Source organism: Mycolicibacterium boenickei (genome assembly GCF_010731295.1).
Taxonomy (GTDB): Bacteria; Actinomycetota; Actinomycetes; order Mycobacteriales; family Mycobacteriaceae; genus Mycobacterium; species Mycobacterium boenickei.
This window is the reverse complement of sequence record NZ_AP022579.1, coordinates 4,104,307-4,120,394: the sequence shown is the minus strand read 5'-3', so window position 1 is coordinate 4,120,394 and position 16,088 is coordinate 4,104,307. Positions and strand designations below refer to the sequence as shown.

At 68.9% G+C, this 16,088-nt stretch carries 14 protein-coding genes; 3 read left to right on the top strand and 11 right to left on the bottom strand.

The window, feature by feature from the left end:
* From argF to G6N57_RS19475, 8 genes are all read right to left on the bottom strand, one after another.
* Positions 1–927 (bottom strand): ornithine carbamoyltransferase, encoded by a 927-nt coding sequence (gene argF, locus G6N57_RS19510; RefSeq protein WP_077740972.1) that lies wholly within the window; start codon positions 925–927, stop codon positions 1–3.
* Positions 924–2,099, bottom strand: a complete 1,176-nt coding sequence (locus G6N57_RS19505; protein WP_077740973.1) for an acetylornithine transaminase — start codon at positions 2,097–2,099, stop codon at positions 924–926. The genes argF and G6N57_RS19505 overlap by 4 nt, the downstream gene beginning before the upstream one ends.
* Entirely contained in the window at positions 2,096–2,977 is an 882-nt protein-coding gene (argB, locus tag G6N57_RS19500) for an acetylglutamate kinase (RefSeq protein ID WP_077740974.1), read from the bottom strand. Before argB ends, G6N57_RS19505 begins: the two co-directional genes overlap by 4 nt.
* Positions 2,974–4,200, bottom strand: a complete 1,227-nt coding sequence (argJ, locus tag G6N57_RS19495; RefSeq protein ID WP_077740975.1) for a bifunctional glutamate N-acetyltransferase/amino-acid acetyltransferase ArgJ — start codon at positions 4,198–4,200, stop codon at positions 2,974–2,976. The genes argB and argJ overlap by 4 nt, the downstream gene beginning before the upstream one ends.
* Complete coding sequence (gene argC, locus G6N57_RS19490; RefSeq protein WP_097925891.1) at positions 4,197–5,231, bottom strand: N-acetyl-gamma-glutamyl-phosphate reductase; 1,035 nt, start codon at positions 5,229–5,231, stop codon at positions 4,197–4,199. Before argC ends, argJ begins: the two co-directional genes overlap by 4 nt.
* A 123-nt stretch (positions 5,232–5,354) precedes the next feature.
* Positions 5,355–7,847, bottom strand: a complete 2,493-nt coding sequence (gene pheT, locus G6N57_RS19485; RefSeq protein ID WP_077740977.1) for a phenylalanine--tRNA ligase subunit beta — start codon at positions 7,845–7,847, stop codon at positions 5,355–5,357.
* A complete protein-coding gene (pheS, locus tag G6N57_RS19480; protein ID WP_097925890.1) occupies positions 7,847–8,890 on the bottom strand; it encodes a phenylalanine--tRNA ligase subunit alpha in 1,044 nt (347 codons plus the stop codon). Before pheS ends, pheT begins: the two co-directional genes overlap by 1 nt.
* A gap of 48 nt (positions 8,891–8,938) precedes the next feature.
* Entirely contained in the window at positions 8,939–9,826 is an 888-nt protein-coding gene (locus G6N57_RS19475) for an adenylate/guanylate cyclase domain-containing protein (RefSeq protein WP_077740979.1), read from the bottom strand.
* Between the two features lie 239 nt (positions 9,827–10,065).
* On the opposite strand from G6N57_RS19475, the gene G6N57_RS19470 reads away from it, so the two are divergent.
* The gene (locus G6N57_RS19470) at positions 10,066–11,088 is read left to right on the top strand and encodes an oxygenase MpaB family protein (protein ID WP_077740980.1); all 1,023 of its coding nucleotides are present in this window, start codon (positions 10,066–10,068) and stop codon (positions 11,086–11,088) included.
* A gap of 27 nt (positions 11,089–11,115) precedes the next feature.
* Positions 11,116–12,372: an acyl-CoA dehydrogenase family protein gene (locus G6N57_RS19465; protein WP_077740981.1), complete on the top strand. Its 1,257-nt coding sequence runs from the start codon at positions 11,116–11,118 to the stop codon at positions 12,370–12,372.
* A 9-nt stretch (positions 12,373–12,381) separates the two neighbouring features.
* Here G6N57_RS19465 and G6N57_RS19460 read toward each other — a convergent pair whose 3' ends face one another.
* The 3 genes from G6N57_RS19460 to G6N57_RS19450 are packed head-to-tail and all read right to left on the bottom strand — an operon-like array spanning position 12,382 to position 14,615.
* The gene (locus G6N57_RS19460; protein WP_077740982.1) at positions 12,382–12,786 is read right to left on the bottom strand and encodes a RidA family protein; all 405 of its coding nucleotides are present in this window, start codon (positions 12,784–12,786) and stop codon (positions 12,382–12,384) included.
* 48 nt (positions 12,787–12,834) lie between these two features.
* Positions 12,835–13,584, bottom strand: a complete 750-nt coding sequence (locus G6N57_RS19455; RefSeq protein WP_077741972.1) for an IclR family transcriptional regulator — start codon at positions 13,582–13,584, stop codon at positions 12,835–12,837.
* Positions 13,581–14,615, bottom strand: a complete 1,035-nt coding sequence (locus G6N57_RS19450; RefSeq protein ID WP_407665941.1) for a sugar kinase — start codon at positions 14,613–14,615, stop codon at positions 13,581–13,583. The genes G6N57_RS19455 and G6N57_RS19450 overlap by 4 nt, the downstream gene beginning before the upstream one ends.
* A gap of 160 nt (positions 14,616–14,775) precedes the next feature.
* On the opposite strand from G6N57_RS19450, the gene G6N57_RS19445 reads away from it, so the two are divergent.
* The gene (locus tag G6N57_RS19445; protein ID WP_077741973.1) at positions 14,776–16,083 is read left to right on the top strand and encodes an amino acid deaminase; all 1,308 of its coding nucleotides are present in this window, start codon (positions 14,776–14,778) and stop codon (positions 16,081–16,083) included.
* Positions 16,084–16,088 lie beyond the last annotated feature (5 nt).

Genomic DNA, 16,088 nt, shown 5'->3' with positions numbered 1-16,088 from the left:
TCAGGCTCGCTCCAGCAGCCACACGAGCATGGCCTTCTGTGCGTGCAGCCGGTTCTCGGCCTCGTCGAACACCGCGCTCTGCGGACCGTCGATCACCTCGTCGGTGATCTCGTGACCACGGTGCGCCGGAAGGCAGTGCAGCACAATGGCTTCCGGATCGGCCCGCTTGAGCAGGTCGGCGTTGACCTGGAACGGGCGGAACGGCCGGACCCGGTCGAGTCCGTCATTCTCCTGGCCCATCGACGTCCAGGTGTCGGTGACGAGCACGTCGGCCCCGTCGGCGCCGGCCTGGGCGTCGTCGGTGAGGGTGACCGTCGCCCCGGTCTCGGCCGCGCGGCGCTTGGCGGCGTCGACGAAGTGCGGGTCCGGTTCGAAACCGGCGGGCGCCGCGATGGTGACGTGAATTCCCGCGGTGACGCCGCCCAGCATCAGCGAGTGCGCCATGTTGTTGGCGCCGTCACCCAGGTACGTCATCCGCAGGCCCTTGAGGTCGCCCCGGCGCTCGGCCAACGTCTGCAGGTCGGCCAGCACCTGGCAGGGGTGGAACTCGTCGGACAGTGCGTTGACGATCGGGACGGAGGCGCCACTTGCCATGGCCGTCAGCCGCTCCTGGGCGAAGGTCCGCCACACGATCGCGTCGACGTAGCGGGACAGCACCGCGCCGGTGTCCTCGAGCGTCTCCTCGCGGCCCAGCTGGGTGCTGCGGCCGTCGACGACCACGGCATGCCCGCCGAGCTGGGCGATGCCCATCTCGAACGAGAACCGGGTGCGGGTCGAGTTCTTCTCGAAGATCACCGCGACACCGCGCGGGCCCTCCAGCGGACGCCGCGAGAACGGCGCCTTCTTCAGCTCGGCGGCCAGGGCGAGTACCTCGGCCTGTTCATCGGGCGACAGATCGTCGTCACGCAGGAAATGCCGGATGGTCATGAAGCAGCCTCCACAGCGGTGTCGAGAACGGCGGGCAGAGCGGACAGGAACGTCTCGATCTGGCCTTCGGTGATGATCAGGGGCGGCGCCAACCGGATCACGTCGGCGGCTGCGGCGTTGACCAGGAAACCGGCGGCACGGGCCGCGGTCTCGACGGCCTTGGCGCTCGGCGCGGTCAGCACCACACCCTGCAGCAGGCCCTTGCCGCGCACGTGATCGACGAGTGGATGGCCAAGCTCCTCGATGCCGTGGCTCAGGGTCTTGCCGAGCACCCCGGCACGCTCGATCAGATCGCCGTCGGCGAGCGCCTTGAGCACGCCCAGCGCGGCGGCGGTGCACACCGGGTTGCCGCCGAACGTGCTGCCGTGCAGTCCCGGGGTGAGCAGGTCACCGGCCGCGCCGATGGCCAGGCAGGCCCCGATCGGCAGCCCGCCGCCCAGGCCCTTGGCCAGCGTGACGATGTCGGGGGTGATGCCGTCGTGCTGGTGGGCATAAAAGGCTCCGGTACGCCCCACCCCGGTCTGCACCTCGTCGAGGACCAGGAGCGCGCCGTTCTTGGCGGTGATGTCCCGGGCCGCGGCCAGGTACCCGGCGGGCGGGACGACGACGCCGCCCTCCCCCATGATCGGTTCCAGGAACACCGCGGCGGTATCCGAATCGACCGCGGCCGCAAGGGCTTCGACATCTCCGTACGGCACGTGGGTGACGTTGCCGGGCAGCGGCTCGAACGGTGCCTGCTTGGCCGGCTGGCCGGTCAGTGCCAGCGATCCCATCGTGCGGCCGTGGAAAGCGCCCTGAGCGGCAACGATATTGGTCTTGCCGGTGAGCCGGGTGATCTTGAACGCCACCTCGTTGGCCTCGGTGCCCGAGTTGCAGAAGAACACCCGCGCCTGGGTCCCCAGGTGTCCGACCAGCGCCTCGGCCAGCGCGATGCCCGGCTCGGTGGCGTACAGGTTGGACGTGTGGCCCAGCGTGTTGAGTTGGGCGGTGACGGCCTCGATGACCGCGGGGTGACGGTGGCCGAGCAGGTTGACCGCGATCCCGCCGAGCAGGTCCAGGTAGGACTTGCCGTCGGCGTCGGTGACCACGGCGCCGTCGCCGCTGGCCAGGGCCAACGGCGGGGTGCCGTAGTTGTTCATCATCACCGCTTCCCAGCGGTCCTGAAGACTCACGACGGGCTCACCACTTTCGTTCCGGTTCCTTCATCGGTGAAAAGCTCGACCAGCACACAGTGTTCGACGCGGCCGTCGATCACGTGCGCGCTCGGCACGCCGCCGGCCACGGCCCGCAGGCAGGCCTCGATCTTGGGCACCATGCCGGATTCGAGCTTGGGCAGCAGTTGGGTCAACGCGGCCGTGTCGATCTCGCTGACCAGCGAGGAGCGATCGGGCCACTCGGTGTAGAGGCCCTCGACATCGGTGAGCATGACCAGCTTCTCGGCGCCCAGCGCCTCGGCCAGGGCCGCGGCCGCGGTGTCGGCGTTGATGTTGTGCACCACGCCGTCGGCATCGGGCCCGATGGTCGAAACCACCGGAATCCGGCCTGCGGCAATGAGATCCAGCAGCGAGTCGGCATTGACGTGTTCGACGTCGCCGACCAGACCGATGTCGGTGGCCACGCCGTCGACCGTGACGCTGCGCCGCACCGCGGTGAACAGATGCGCGTCCTCACCGGTGAGGCCGACCGCGTACGGGCCGTGGGCGTTGATCAGGTTGACCAGCTCGCGGCCCACCTGACCGAACAGCACCATGCGGGCCACGTCGAGAACCTCGGGCGTGGTCACCCGGAAGCCGCCCTTGAAATCGCCTGCGATGCCGAGCCTCTTGAGCATCGCGCTGATCTGCGGCCCGCCGCCGTGCACCACCACGGGATGGATGCCGCAGTTGCGCAGGAACACCATGTCGGCGGCGAAGGCGGCCTTGAGAGTGTCGTCGGTCATGGCGTTGCCGCCGTACTTGACGACGACGATCTTGTCGTGCAGTTGCTTGAGCCACGGCAGCGCCGAGGCGAGCACCTGGGACTTGACGCCGCGCTCGATGGCCTGGCTCATGAGCTGTAGGCCGAGTTCTCTTCGACGTAGGCGTGCGACAGGTCGGTGGTCCTGATGGAAGCGCTGCCGCTTCCCACGCCCAGGTCCACGATCACGACGATGTCCTCGCCGGACAGGTCGACCTCACGGGCGCCCGGCGCGCCGGCTCCGTCGATGCATACCGGAGAACCGTTGAACGACACGCTGATCCGTTCCGGATCGAGCTTCACGGGAGCGATGCCGACCGCAGCCAGGACCCGGCCCCAGTTCGGGTCGGAGCCGAACAGCGCGGTCTTGACCAGGCTGTCGCGGGCGATGACGCGGGCCGCGACCAACGCGTCGTCCTCGGTCTCGGCGCCGGTCACGGTGATGACGACCCGCTTGGTGACGCCCTCGGCGTCGGCCTGCAGCTGCGCGCACAGGTCGTCGCAGACCCGCAGCACCGCCTCGTTGAGATCGTCCTGGCTGGGCGCGATCTCGCTGGCGCCCGAGGCGAGCAGCAGCACGGTGTCGTTGGTCGAACAGCTGCCGTCGACGTCGAGCCGGTCGAAGGTCAGGGCCGCGGCGCGTTTCAGCGCGATGTCCAGTGCGGCCGCATCGGCGACGGCGTCGGTGGTCAGCACCACCAGCATGGTGGCCAGTGACGGTGCCAGCATGCCTGCACCCTTGGCCATGCCGCCGAGGGTCCAGTTGTCCCCCGACTCCACCGAATGGTGCAGGGCAACCTGTTTCGGCACGGTGTCGGTGGTCATGATGGCCCGCGCGGCGTCGTCTCCGCCGGTCAGGCCGCCGGCGATCTCGTGCACGATCTCGGTGACGCCGGCCAGCACCTTGTCCATCGGCAACCGGTCACCGATCAGGCCCGTCGAGCACACCGCGACCTCGATGGCCCCGGTCTCGGTCCCCCAGTCGCTCAACGCGGTGGCCACCGCCTCGGCGGTGGCGTGGGTGTCCTGGAAACCCAGCGGGCCGGTGCAGGCGTTGGCGCCACCCGAGTTCAGGACCACCGCGCGCAGCCGGCCGGTGGTGAGTACCTGCTGCGACCACTGCACGGGCGCGGCCTTGATCTTGTTGCGGGTGAAGACGCCCGCCGCGGCGTAGTCCGGCCCCTCGTTGAACACCAGCGCCAGGTCCGGCGCGCCGGATGCCTTGATACCGGCGGCGATTCCCGCGGCCCGGAATCCGGCCGGGGCGGTGACGCCCTGGGTGCGGACCAGCTTGGCTGTCTGTGCCACTTCAGTCACGGTGCCACTCCCACGATCGAAAGTCCTTCGGTTTCAGGCCAGCCCAGCGCCAGGTTCATCGACTGCACCGCGGCGCCGCCGGTGCCCTTGGTGAGATTGTCGATGGCGGCGATCGCCACCAGTGTCTTCGCCTGTTCGTCGACCGCGACCGCGAGCTGTGCGGCATTGCTGCCGATCACCGATCCGGTCTTGGGCAGCTGCCCCTCGGGCAGCAGGTGGATGAACGGCTCGGCGTCGTAGGCCTTCTCGTACGCGGCCCGGATCTCGTCGGCGGATGCCTCGGTGCGGGCGGTGCAGGTGGCCAGGATGCCGCGGGCCGTCGGGATCAGCACCGGGGTGAACGAGACGGTGACGTCCTTGTCGGTCACCGACCGCAGGCCCTGGGCGATCTCCGGCGTGTGCCGGTGCTTGCCTGCGATGTTGTAGGCGCGGGCCGAACCGATCACCTCGGAGCCCAGCAGGTCGACCTTGGCGGACTTGCCCGCCCCCGAGGTGCCGCTGACGGCGACGACGGTGACGGCCGGTTCGATGAGGTCGGCGGCCACGGCGGGCAGCAGTGCCAGCAGCGCGGCGGTCGGGTAGCAGCCCGGGACGGCGACGCGCTTGGTGCCCTTGAGCCGGTCCCGGGCGCCGGGCAGTTCGGGCAGTCCGTAGGGCCAGCTGCCGGCGTGCGCGGAACCGTAGAACTTCGCCCAATCGGCGGCGTCGGTCAGCCGGAAGTCGGCGCCGCAGTCGATGATCAGGGTGTCGGGACCGAGCTGTTCGGCCAGCGCCGCGGAATGACCGTGCGGCAGCCCCAGGAACACCACGTCATGGCCGGCCAGTACCTCGGCATCGGTGGGTTCCAGAACGCGCGAGGCCAGCGGCAGCAGGTGCGGATGGTGCTCGGCGATCGTGGTTCCGGCACTGGAGGCCGCGGTCAACGCCCCGATGGTCAGCCGGCCGTCGGCATAGGCCGGGTGCCCGAGCAGCAACCGCAGGATCTCTCCGCCGGCGTAGCCGCTGGCGCCGGCCACTGCTATCGAAGTCATGCAGCAATTCTGCATTGTTATGCATGCAGATGCAAATTCATTAATAGGCCGGCCGCCGAGCGTGGCTACTGTGCACGCAAACCCGCAAGAATGCGTGCACAGACGCCACGTTCGTGCCGGCAGCTAGCCGCGCAGGACGGCTCCGACGCGCTCGCCGGCCACCGCGACAGCGGCGTCCCGGGCGGCACTGGCCTCGTCCTCGGTCAGGGTGCGATCGGCAGCCCGGAACCGCAGCGCCAGGGTCAGGGACTTGCGGCCCTCCCCGATCTGCGGACCGGTGTAGACGTCGAACAACCGGACGTCCTCCAGCAGTTCACCGGCCCCGTCGCGGACGGCATCGACAACTGCAGCCGCGGCCACCTCATCACCGACCACGACGCTGATGTCCTGGAACACCGCCGGGAACGGCGACACCTTCGGCGCCGGCAGCGTCTCGACGATCGGTACGGCATCGAGATCGAGTTCGACCGCGCAGGCGCCCTTGGGCAGGCCGGTCCGCTCGATCACCGCCGGGTGCAACTGTCCGGCGTAGCCGACGACCGTGTCGCCGACGAGCACCTCGGCGCAGCGACCCGGATGCCACGGCAGCTCCTGGGCCGCGCGCAGGGTGAACTCCACCCCGGCCGCGCGGCCGATCACCCGAACTGCTTCGAACGCGTCGGCGGCCTCTACCGGACGCCCCTGGCCCCATGGGCCGGCTGGTTCGCGCAGTCCGGCCAGCACCGCCGCCACGTGCTGCGGCTGCTGCGGCAGTGAGGCGTCCAGCCCGGCGATCTCCTCGTCGGTGGGCCTGCGGTCGTTGGGGATGCGCTCGACGGCACGGGTCGCCGCGGTCGGATGCACCACCTGCTGAATCGCGAACAGCGCCACATCGGCGGTACCACGGGATACGTTGCGGCCCAATGCCTCCAGCAGTCCGGGCAGCAACGTGGTGGCCAGCTGCGGCCGGTCGGCCTCCAGCGGGTTGAGCACCGTGGTGGTGCTGCGGCGGGGATCGTCGGCGGCCAGACCCCAGGCGTCGAACACCCCGGCGGGCAGGAACGGGGTCGGCAGGATCTCGACGAATCCGGCCAGCGCCAAGGACTTTCCGATCGCCCGGCGCCGCTTCTGCACCGCACTCAGGCCACGGCCGGCCGGTGCCGTCGGCAACACCGACGGGATGGACTCCAACCCCTCCAGGCGCAGCACTTCCTCCACCAGGTCAGCACGCTGACGCAGGTCGGGCCGCCAGCTCGGCGGGGTGACGGTGAGCGGGTCGGAGCCGGTAACCGTCGCACCGACCTGGGTGAGCCGCCGCGCCGTGGTACCCGCGGCGTATTCCACTCCCGCAGTGCGGTCGGGCAGGTCCGCCGGGATCTCGATGGCCGGCTGCGACCAGTCGGTGCGGCCGTCGGCGCGCCAGTCGGTGAGCCTCGGTGCGACGGTGCCGCCGGCGATGTCGGCCAGCAGGGTCGCGCAACGGTCCAGGGCCGCAACCGAAATCGCGGGGTCGACCGAACGCTCATAGCGGCGGCCGGCCTCACTGGCCAGGTGCAGGCGGCGCTGGGTGCGCGACACCGCGGCCGGGTCCCACACCGCTGCCTCCAGCAGTACGTCGGTGGTGGAGTCGCGTACCTCGGTGGTGCCCGCGCCCATCACGCCGCCGATGGCGGCGGTCGCGACGTCGTCGACGATCAGCACGTCGGCCGAGTTCAGGGTGCGCTCGACGTCGTCGAGCGTGACCACCTTTTCCCCGTCCCGGGCGAACCGCACCGCGAAGCCGCCGGTGATCAGGCTGCTGTCGTGGGCGTGCATCGGGTGACCGATTTCGAGCATGACGTAGTTGGTCACGTCGACGGCCGGCGAGATGGCGCGGATCCCGCTGAGCAGCAGCCGGCGCTGCAGCCACCACGGCGACACCGCGGTGGGGTCGATGCCGGTGACGGGACGTAACCCGAAGCGCTGCACCCCGGTTCCGGGCTCCACGGTCAGTGGCCAGGCCTCGCCCTCGGCGGGCAGCGGCGCCACGTCGGCCAGATCGACGAAGTCCAGATCATGCGCGCAGGCGATCTCACGAGCCAGGCCGCGCACCGACAGGCAGTATCCGCGGTCCGGGGTGATCGCCAGGTGGAACACCACGTCGTCGAGACCCAGCACGTCGGCGGCCGGGGTGCCCGGTTCGGCGGTGCCCTCGGGCAGCACCAGGATGCCCGCCTGATCGACGCCCAGGTTCATCTCGGAGGCCGAGCAGATCATGCCGTCGGACACCCGGCCGTAGGTCTTGCGCGTCGCGATGGTGAAGTCGCCCGGCAGGACGGTGCCGGGCAGCGCCACCACGACGAGGTCGCCGACCGCGAAATTCGTCGCGCCGCACACGATGTCGCGCGGTGCGCCGTCCACGTTCTGGACACCGACGTCGACCTTGCAGGCCCGGATCGGCTTCTTGAACTCGGTCAGTTCCTCGATCTCGACGACCCGGCCGACTGTCAGCGGACCGCTCACCGGGCCGATCGGGATGATCTCCTCGACCTCGTGCCCGATCCGGATGAACGTCTCTTCGAGTTCCTCGACGGACGGATCCCAGTCCGGGGCACCGGCGCGGACGGCCTCACGCAGCCAACTGAAGGGAATCCGCATCAGGCACCGACCCCGAACGGCAGCGAGAACCGGACGTCGCCCTCGACCATGTCGCGCATGTCAGGAATTCCGTTGCGGAACTGCAGGGTTCGCTCCAATCCCATACCGAAGGCAAATCCCGAGTAGACGTCGGGGTCGATCCCGCAGGCGCGCAACACGTTCGGGTTGACCATGCCGCAGCCGCCCCATTCGACCCAGCCGGGGCCACCCTTCTTGCCGGGGAACCAGATGTCCACCTCGGCCGACGGCTCCGTGAACGGGAAGAAGTGCGGACGGAACCGGGTGCGACCCTCGGGCCCGAACTGGGCCCGAGCGAACGCATCCAGCGTGCCGCGCAGGTGCGCCATGGTCAGGCCCTTGTCCACCGCCAGCCCCTCCACCTGGTGGAACACCGGGGTGTGGGTGGAATCGAGTTCGTCGGTGCGGAACGTCCGGCCGATCGAGACGATGTACACCGGCAGCTCGCGCTCCAGCAGCGCCCGGATCTGCACCGGCGAGGTGTGGGTACGCAGCACCTGCCGCGACCCGTCGGGGGCGATCTGGAAGGTGTCCTGCTCGCTGCGGGCCGGGTGGTCCGGCGGGAAGTTCAGCGCGTCGAAGTTGAACTGCTCGGTCTCGACCTCGGGCCCCTCGGCCAGTTCCCAGCCCATCGCCACGAAGGTGTCGGCGACATTCTCGGCCAGGATCGTGATCGGGTGCCGGGCACCGACCGGCTGCCGGGTCGAGGGCAGCGTCACATCGATGCGCTCGGCGACCAGCACCGCGGCGTCGCGCTCGGCGCGCAGCGCGGCCAGCCGCTCGTCATACGCGCGCTGGGCCTCGCCGCGGGCGACGTTGACCCGTTTGCCGGCATCGGCGCGGTCCGCCTTGGGCAGCGTCGCCAACGCCTGGCGGGCCAGGGCGATCGGGGCACGATCGCCGAGGTGCTCGGTCTTGGCGCGCGCGAGCGCGTCGAGGTCACCGGCCAGCTCGAAGGCATGCCGGGCCGCGCTGACGGCTTTGGTCAGGGCTTCTTCTGAGAGATCACTGGGCTGCTCAGCCACCCGGCGATCATAGGCGATCGGCCGATCACACCTCGAACGCGTTTGCCCTCAGGAAGCCGGGAGCTGCCCGGACGTTTTCACCCGGTACATCACCAGATCATCGGGCACGCCCTCCGGCTTGGTCGAGAACATCTGACGCCGTTGACGTTTGACGCTGACTCCGAGCTCGGCGAGCTGATCCTCCGAGATGCCCTCGAGCGTGGTGTGTGACACCACGAGCCCGCCGGTGTTGGCCCGGTCCATCACCCGGGCCGCGATGTTGACGTCAACTCCGAGCCAGTCCGACCCGATGCGCTGCGGACGGCCGGTATGGATACCGACGCGCATGCGCGGGGCGTAGCCGTCCACGTCGATGCCCTTCACCCCGTCGAGCGCCACGAGCATGGCTCCCAGGGCGGTGGCCGGGTCGGAGAACACCGCCATCATGCCGTCGCCCATGCGTTTGACGATGTGCCCGCCTGCTTCCAGCACCGGGGGCTCGATCACCTGCGCCACGCGGCGCAGCAGACGCAGCGTGGCGTCGTCGCCGGAGCGCAGTGACCACGAGGAAAACCCGACGAGATCGGTGAACACCAGCGTCACCTCGGGATTGGCCGGGGTTCCCGAGACACGTTCGGTCAGGGCCTGCCACACCTGCAACGCACCAAGGCTCACCTCACGCGAGGCGGCGTCGCGGTCCAGCAGCCGGTCGGCCACGCGCGCAGCGGCCCGGGGACCGCCCTCGCCCGACACCGAGAGCCGGTCACCGAAGTCCGGGTCCCCGGGCAGTGACCGACGCATCCGCCGCACCAGATCCACGACGGCTGGGCTGCGGTTGGCGTTCTGCAGCCACCCCAGCGGGCCCGGCAAACCGGGTGTCCGCACTGGGCGCTGCTGCGGCGCCTGCTCGACATCCCCGACACGGCCGGACGGGTCATCGAACGGCTCGCCATCCACAGCGCAAGACTAAGTGGCGCGCGGACCGGGCGGCAACGACGCCGCGAGCGGGTTTGCCCACATTCCCAGGGCGCTCCCCCGGCGCAGGCAAACCGGGCTGGTCACAGCGCTGTGGCGCGACGGTAGCCGCCGAATAACAGTGCGCGACGACGCGCCGCGGCGTCATAGACAACACACGTTGTCACTACTATCGTTGGCCTCAGCTGTGATCCATGTCATGACGAGTCAACGAGGACGCGATGACCACACGAGCCACCACCACCGGCGAGCACGACCCACTCGGCCCGGATTCGCTGACCTGGAAGTACTTCGGTGACCTGCGCACCGGGATGCTGGGCGTCTGGATCGGCGCGATCCAGAACATGTATCCGGAACTCGGCGCTGGCGTCGAGGAGCATTCGATCCTGCTGCGCGAGCCGCTACAGCGGGTGGCCCGGTCGGTGTACCCGATCATGGGCGTGGTGTACGACGGCGAGCGTGCGGCCGACACCGGCGCCCAGATCAAGGGCTTCCACACCACCATCAAAGGCGTCGACAACCAGGGTCGGCGCTACCACGCGCTCAACCCCGAGACGTTCTACTGGGCGCACGCCACGTTCTTCATGCTGATCATCAAGACCGCGGAGTATTTCTGCGGCGGCCTCACCGAAGCCGAGAAGCAACAGCTCTTCGACGAACACGTGCAGTGGTACCGGATGTACGGCATGAGCATGCGACCGGTCCCCAAGAGCTGGGAAGAGTTTCAGGAGTACTGGGACGCCAAGTGCCGCGACGAGCTGGAGATCAACCGGGCCACCCTCGACATCTTCACCATCCGGATCCCCAAGCCGTGGTTCGTGCTGATGCCCACACCGGTCTGGGATCAACTGTTCAAACCCCTTGTCGGCGCGCAGCGCTGGATCGCCGCAGGCCTGTTCGACCCGGCGGTGCGGGAGAAGGCCGGGATGCGGTGGACGCCCGGCGACGAGGTGCTACTGCGGATCTTCGGCAAGGCGGTCGAATTGGCGTTCATCGCCGTGCCCGACGAGATCAGGCTGCACCCGCGCGCCCTGTCGGCCTACCGCCGCGCGGCCGGGAAACTGCCAGCCGACGGCCCGCTGGTGGAAGCACCCAGCTTCATGGCCCCGCCCCGCGACCGCCGGGGGCTGCCGATGCACTACCTGCCGCGCCACAAGACCCTGCTGGATCGGGCCGGGTCCCTGGTCCACACCACGTTCTCACTCCCGGCGCTGCGACGGCCGGCCCGCCGCCCCGCAGCCTGACTTTTGACACCTGTCTAAGCTGTCGGAATGCTTGATTGGTCTGACGTCGACATCGCTGTCCGGGACGCTGTTCGCGAGTTCGTGGACAAGGAGATCCGGCCCCACCTCGACGAGCTCGAGAGCGGCGACATGGAGCCGTACCCGATCGTGCGAAAGCTGTTCGCCACCTTCGGGATCGACGCGCTCGCCAAGGAGTCGCTGGACAAGCGGCTGGAGAAACTGCGCAGCGGCGACGCCAAGCCGTCGGGTGCCCGCGGCGGGATGTTCGGCGGCAGCGGCTCGCCGGGCATGGGGTTCGTCCTGATCAGCGAACTGTGCCGGGTGTCGATGGGCCTGGTGACCGGGTTGGGCGTCAGCCTGGGCCTGACCGTGTCGACCATCCAGAGTCGCGGCACGCTGGCCCAGCAGGAACGCTGGCTGCCCGGTCTGGTGACCTACGAGAAGGTCGGCGCGTGGGCGATCACCGAACCCGATTCGGGCTCGGACGCCTTCGGCGGGATGAAGTCCTACGTCACCCGCGATGGGGACGACTACATCCTCAACGGCCAGAAGACCTTCATCACCAACGGGCCCGACGCCGACGTCGTGGTGGTCTACGCCAAGCTCGCTGAGAACACGGCGGGTGATTCCGCTTCAGATCCGCGCAACCGCAAGGTGCTCACCTTCGTGCTCGACCGCGGCATGGAGGGCTTCGTGCAGTCGAAGCCGTTCCGCAAGATGGGCATTCACTCGTCACGCACCGGCGAGCTGTTCTTCAACAACGTCCGGCTGGGACGCGATCGGCTGCTCGGCGAGACCGAAGGTTCCGAAACCGCGGACGGGGTCGACGAGGGCCGCGCCAGCGCACGGTCGAACTTCTCGGCCGAACGCATCGGGGTGGCCGCGATGGCGCTGGGCGTGATCGAGGAATGCCTGCGGTTGAGTGTCGACTACGCCAAGAGCCGCACCCTGTGGGGTCAGGAGATCGGCCAGTTCCAGTTGATCCAGCTCAAGCTGGCCAACATGGAAGTGGCCCGGATGAACGTGCGCAACATGCTGTTCCGCGTCATCGAATCCGCCGAGAAGGGCGTGCCGATCTCACTGGCCGAGGCCTCGGCCATCAAGTGGTACTGCTCGCAGGCCGCCACCGACGTCGCGATGGAGGCGGTCCAACTGTTCGGCGGCAACGGCTACATGACCGAGTACCGGGTCGAACAGCTGGCCCGTGATGCCAAGTCCCTGATGATCTACGCCGGCAGCAACGAGGTGCAGATCACCCACGTGGCACGGGGTCTGCTGAGCTAGCCGTCCTGGCTAGCCCACGACGGCCAGCGCGTCGATCTCGACCAGCATGACCTCGTGCGGGAGGTCGACGAATACCGTTGTCCGGCAGGGCAGCTGGTCGGATTTGACGTTCTCGGCGATGAACTCGCCGTATACCTCGTTCATCGCCGCGAAGTCCTCACGCTTGGTGAGGTAGACCCGGAACATCAGGACATCGTCGACACCCGCGCCGCCTGCCGCCAGGATCGCCTTGACGTTCTCCAGTGTCCGCCGGGTCTGCACCTTGACGTCGCCTTCGCCGATGTAGGTGTTGGTCGCGGGGTCCATCGGGCCCTGCCCCGACACCTGCAACATGGCGCCCTTACGGATGCCCTGGCTGAAGGTGTGCGCCGGTGCTGGTGCGTCATCGGTGCGGATGACCTGGGAATCGGACACGGTGGGAATCTCCTCTGCTTTCGGTGGTTTCGATGATTTCCAGTCGGGTTACGAAGGGGGCCGGTAACCGCATTCGGCCGAGATGCGTTCACCTACCGCCTGCAGCGGCGGCAGGAGTTCGAGGACCTTGTCGAAGGGCAGCACCACGTCGGGCACCGACACCGACACCGCGGCGACGACCCGGCCGTTCGCACCGCGGATCGGTACCCCCACGCAATTGATCGACGGCTCGTTCTCTTCGCGGTCCTGGGCCCAGCCCTGCGCCCGCACGGTTTCGATCTCGCGCAGGTACGCCTCCGGCGTGGTGATGGTGTTGGCCGCGCGCCGGCTGAAGTCCATCGTGGCGACGATCGGTCGCAACTCCGCGTCGTTCAGGTCGGCGAGGATCACCTTGGCGACGGCGGTCGAATTCAGGTTGGCGGTCAGGCCGATCCGCGAGTACATCCGGATCTGATCGTGGGATTCGAGCTTGTCGATGTAGACGATGTCGCCGCCTTCCATCGCGGCGAGGTGCGTGGTGCGGCCGTATTCGCGGTTGAACTCGACGAGATGGCGCGAGGCGATCTGACGGATCTCCCGCTGATCGGTGCCGTGTGCGGCGAGTTCGAAGATCCGTGATCCCAGGTGATAGCGATTGTTGTTGTCGCGGAACGTGAACCGCTCGTCGGACAGGGTGCGCAGCAGCCTCATCACCGTGGTCTTGTGCACATCCGTCGCGGCGGCGAGCTCGTCCAGACTGGCGGGGCCCTTGCCAAGCTGAATCAGCAGCTGCAATGCCCGTCCGACACTTTGGCTCACCGCCTGCTCCCGCACACGGTGAACCCGGCCTCGCTCACCGCCGTCGCAGCCCACTCCCCGTCTGTGCAATCCAGCAGATGCTCGACCGCCGCATCCGGCGGTGGCGGCGCCGAATCCGCCACGACAGTCAGAGTGACGGCGGCGCCGATGTGTCCGCGCCGCAGGCACGATTCCGGATCGTCACCCAGCACGACGCCGCTGAGGAAACCGGCGGCAAAGGCATCACCCGCACCCACCGGCTCCACGACCTCGACGCGCAGGGCCGGAACGGCGATCACATCGCCGGCCCGGTCGATCGCCAGCGCCTGCTCCGCGCCGTCTTTGATGACCAGGGTCTCCGGGTTCGGCAGGATCCGACGCAGCGCCACCGGATCATCGGTCCCGGCGACACGGATCGCCTCGTCGGCGCCCACCAGGACGACATCGGCCAGGTTGGCCAGGGCCACCACCTCCGCCGGATCGCCGTCGGGCCACAGCTGTTCGCGCCAGTTCACGTCGAAGCTCAGCAACCCGTTGATTCCCGGCCGGTCGGTGAGCAACCGGCGCATCATGGCCCGGCAACTGTCCGACAGGGCCGGCGTGATGCCGCTGCAGTGCACGACCGACGCGCGCCCGAAGGCCGACGCGACCGCGGCCGAGTCGAGGAATTCTGGCGTCATCGCCGACGCCGCCGAGCCCGTCCGGTGGTAGCGGCTGACGCTGCGCGGCTCCCCCGCCTCGTCGGGCGCGGTGTCTTTCGAGTAGTGCCCGGTGGGCCGGGCCGAGTCGATCTCGACCGCGGAGATGTCGACGCCGCGCGCCGTGAGCTCCGATCTGATCAGGTCGCCGTAACCGTCGTCGCCGAGCCGGCCGACGAAGGAGGCGGGGATGCCCCAGGAGACGAGTCCGGCCGCGACGTTGGCTTCCGCACCGGCCAGGTGCAATTCGGCTTGAGCACCGGCCAGGTGCAATTCAACTTCCCCACCGGCCAGGACCAGCGGTTCCCCGACGCAGGCAACTCCGCCGACGGAGTCTGTGGACATTTCGGGCACTCCCGTCCTTCGGGGTTGAACGATTGACGCGGTGTTGCAAGCCATGTTAGACATGTCACATCGCAAATTGCAACACTAATTGCATTCTGCGCAACGTAGCAGCTCACGCCGTTCTGACGCTTCTTCACGCGCCAGAATCACCATGGAGGATTCGATCGGCATGACGACGCGAGGCGAACCCGCGCTGGAAAGTCGGGCGTGGGACACACTCCGCGCCGAACGACTGTCGGAACTGGACAAGGCTCTTCCGGCAGCGGCCGACGGCCTCACTGCCGCGGAGTTCCTCGCCACCCAGCCGCGGCTCTCGTCCTTCATCACACCGGTGATGACGCTGGACGATTCAGCCATCGAGGACAACGTGGCCGCCATGGCGGCCTGGTGCACCGAGCACGGCGTGGAACTGGCCCCGCACGGGAAGACCACCATGTCGCCGGTCCTGTGGGACCGCCAGTTGCGCAGCGGCGCATGGGGTATCACCCTGGCCACGCCCAGCCAGGTACGTGTCGGGGTGAGTTTCGGTGTCCGGCGGATCCAGCTCGCCAACACCCTGGTCGACCCGTCCGCCCTGCGCTGGCTGGCCCTGGAGATGGCCGCCCGGCCCGACCTCGAGGTGCTCAGCTGGGCAGACTCGACCGCCACCGTGGACGCGATGGCTGCGGCACTCGCCGAAACCCCGGTGGCACGGCCGATTCCGGTACTCGTCGAATTGGGTGCGCCCGGCGGGCGAACCGGTGCCCGGTCGGTCGACGAGGCCGCCGCCGTGGCCGCACGGATCGCGGCGACCGACACCCTGCGCCTGGCCGGCGTTTCGGGCTACGAGGGGTCGCTGGCACACGACGCATCCGAGGCCTCCCTGGCCCGCGTCCGGCACTACCTGGAGGAAATGGCTCGCCTGCACCGGATCATCGAAGCCGGCGGCCTCTACCCCACCGATGCCGATGTCTACGTAACCGCCGGTGGCAGCGCCTATTTCGATCTGGTGGCGGAAGTCCTGGCTCCACTGGCCGGCGGCCGCACACACGTCGTGGTCCGCGCGGGGGCCTACATCATCCACGACGACGGCTTCTACACCGGGATCACGCCGTTCGGCCGTGGCGGCGAACCGTACCGGCTGCGCTCGGCGATGCACACCTGGGCACGGGTGGTGTCACGCCCCGAGCCCGGGCTGGCACTGCTGGATGCCGGAAAGCGCGATGTCCCGTTCGATGAGGGGCTGCCCACGGCGCAACTGGTCGCCTCGCAACTCGGTGCCCCGGCCCGGCCTGTCACGGGCGCCGAGATCGTGGCCGTCAACGACCAGCACGCATTCCTGACCCTCCCGCCCGATTCCGACATCCGCGTGGGTGACGTGGTGCGCCTGGGCCTTTCGCACCCGTGCACCGCCTTCGACAAGTGGCGATGGATCCCGGTGGTCGCCCAGCAGGAAGCCGATCCCGTGATCGTCGACCTGATCCGTACCTACTTCTGAGCCGG

Bases quoted from the DNA above. Each gene is read 5' to 3' on its own strand.
- G6N57_RS19465 (WP_077740981.1), top strand. From the start codon at position 11,116: ATGCTTGATTGGTCTGACGTCGACATCGCTGTCCGGGACGCTGTTCGC.
- G6N57_RS19470 (WP_077740980.1), top strand. From the start codon at position 10,066: ATGACCACACGAGCCACCACCACCGGCGAGCACGACCCACTCGGCCCG.
- argF (WP_077740972.1), bottom strand. From the start codon at position 927: ATGACCATCCGGCATTTCCTGCGTGACGACGATCTGTCGCCCGATGAA.
- pheT (WP_077740977.1), bottom strand. From the start codon at position 7,847: ATGCGGATTCCCTTCAGTTGGCTGCGTGAGGCCGTCCGCGCCGGTGCC.
- G6N57_RS19445 (WP_077741973.1), top strand. From the start codon at position 14,776: ATGACGACGCGAGGCGAACCCGCGCTGGAAAGTCGGGCGTGGGACACA.
- argC (WP_097925891.1), bottom strand. From the start codon at position 5,231: ATGACTTCGATAGCAGTGGCCGGCGCCAGCGGCTACGCCGGCGGAGAG.
- argB (WP_077740974.1), bottom strand. From the start codon at position 2,977: ATGAGCCAGGCCATCGAGCGCGGCGTCAAGTCCCAGGTGCTCGCCTCG.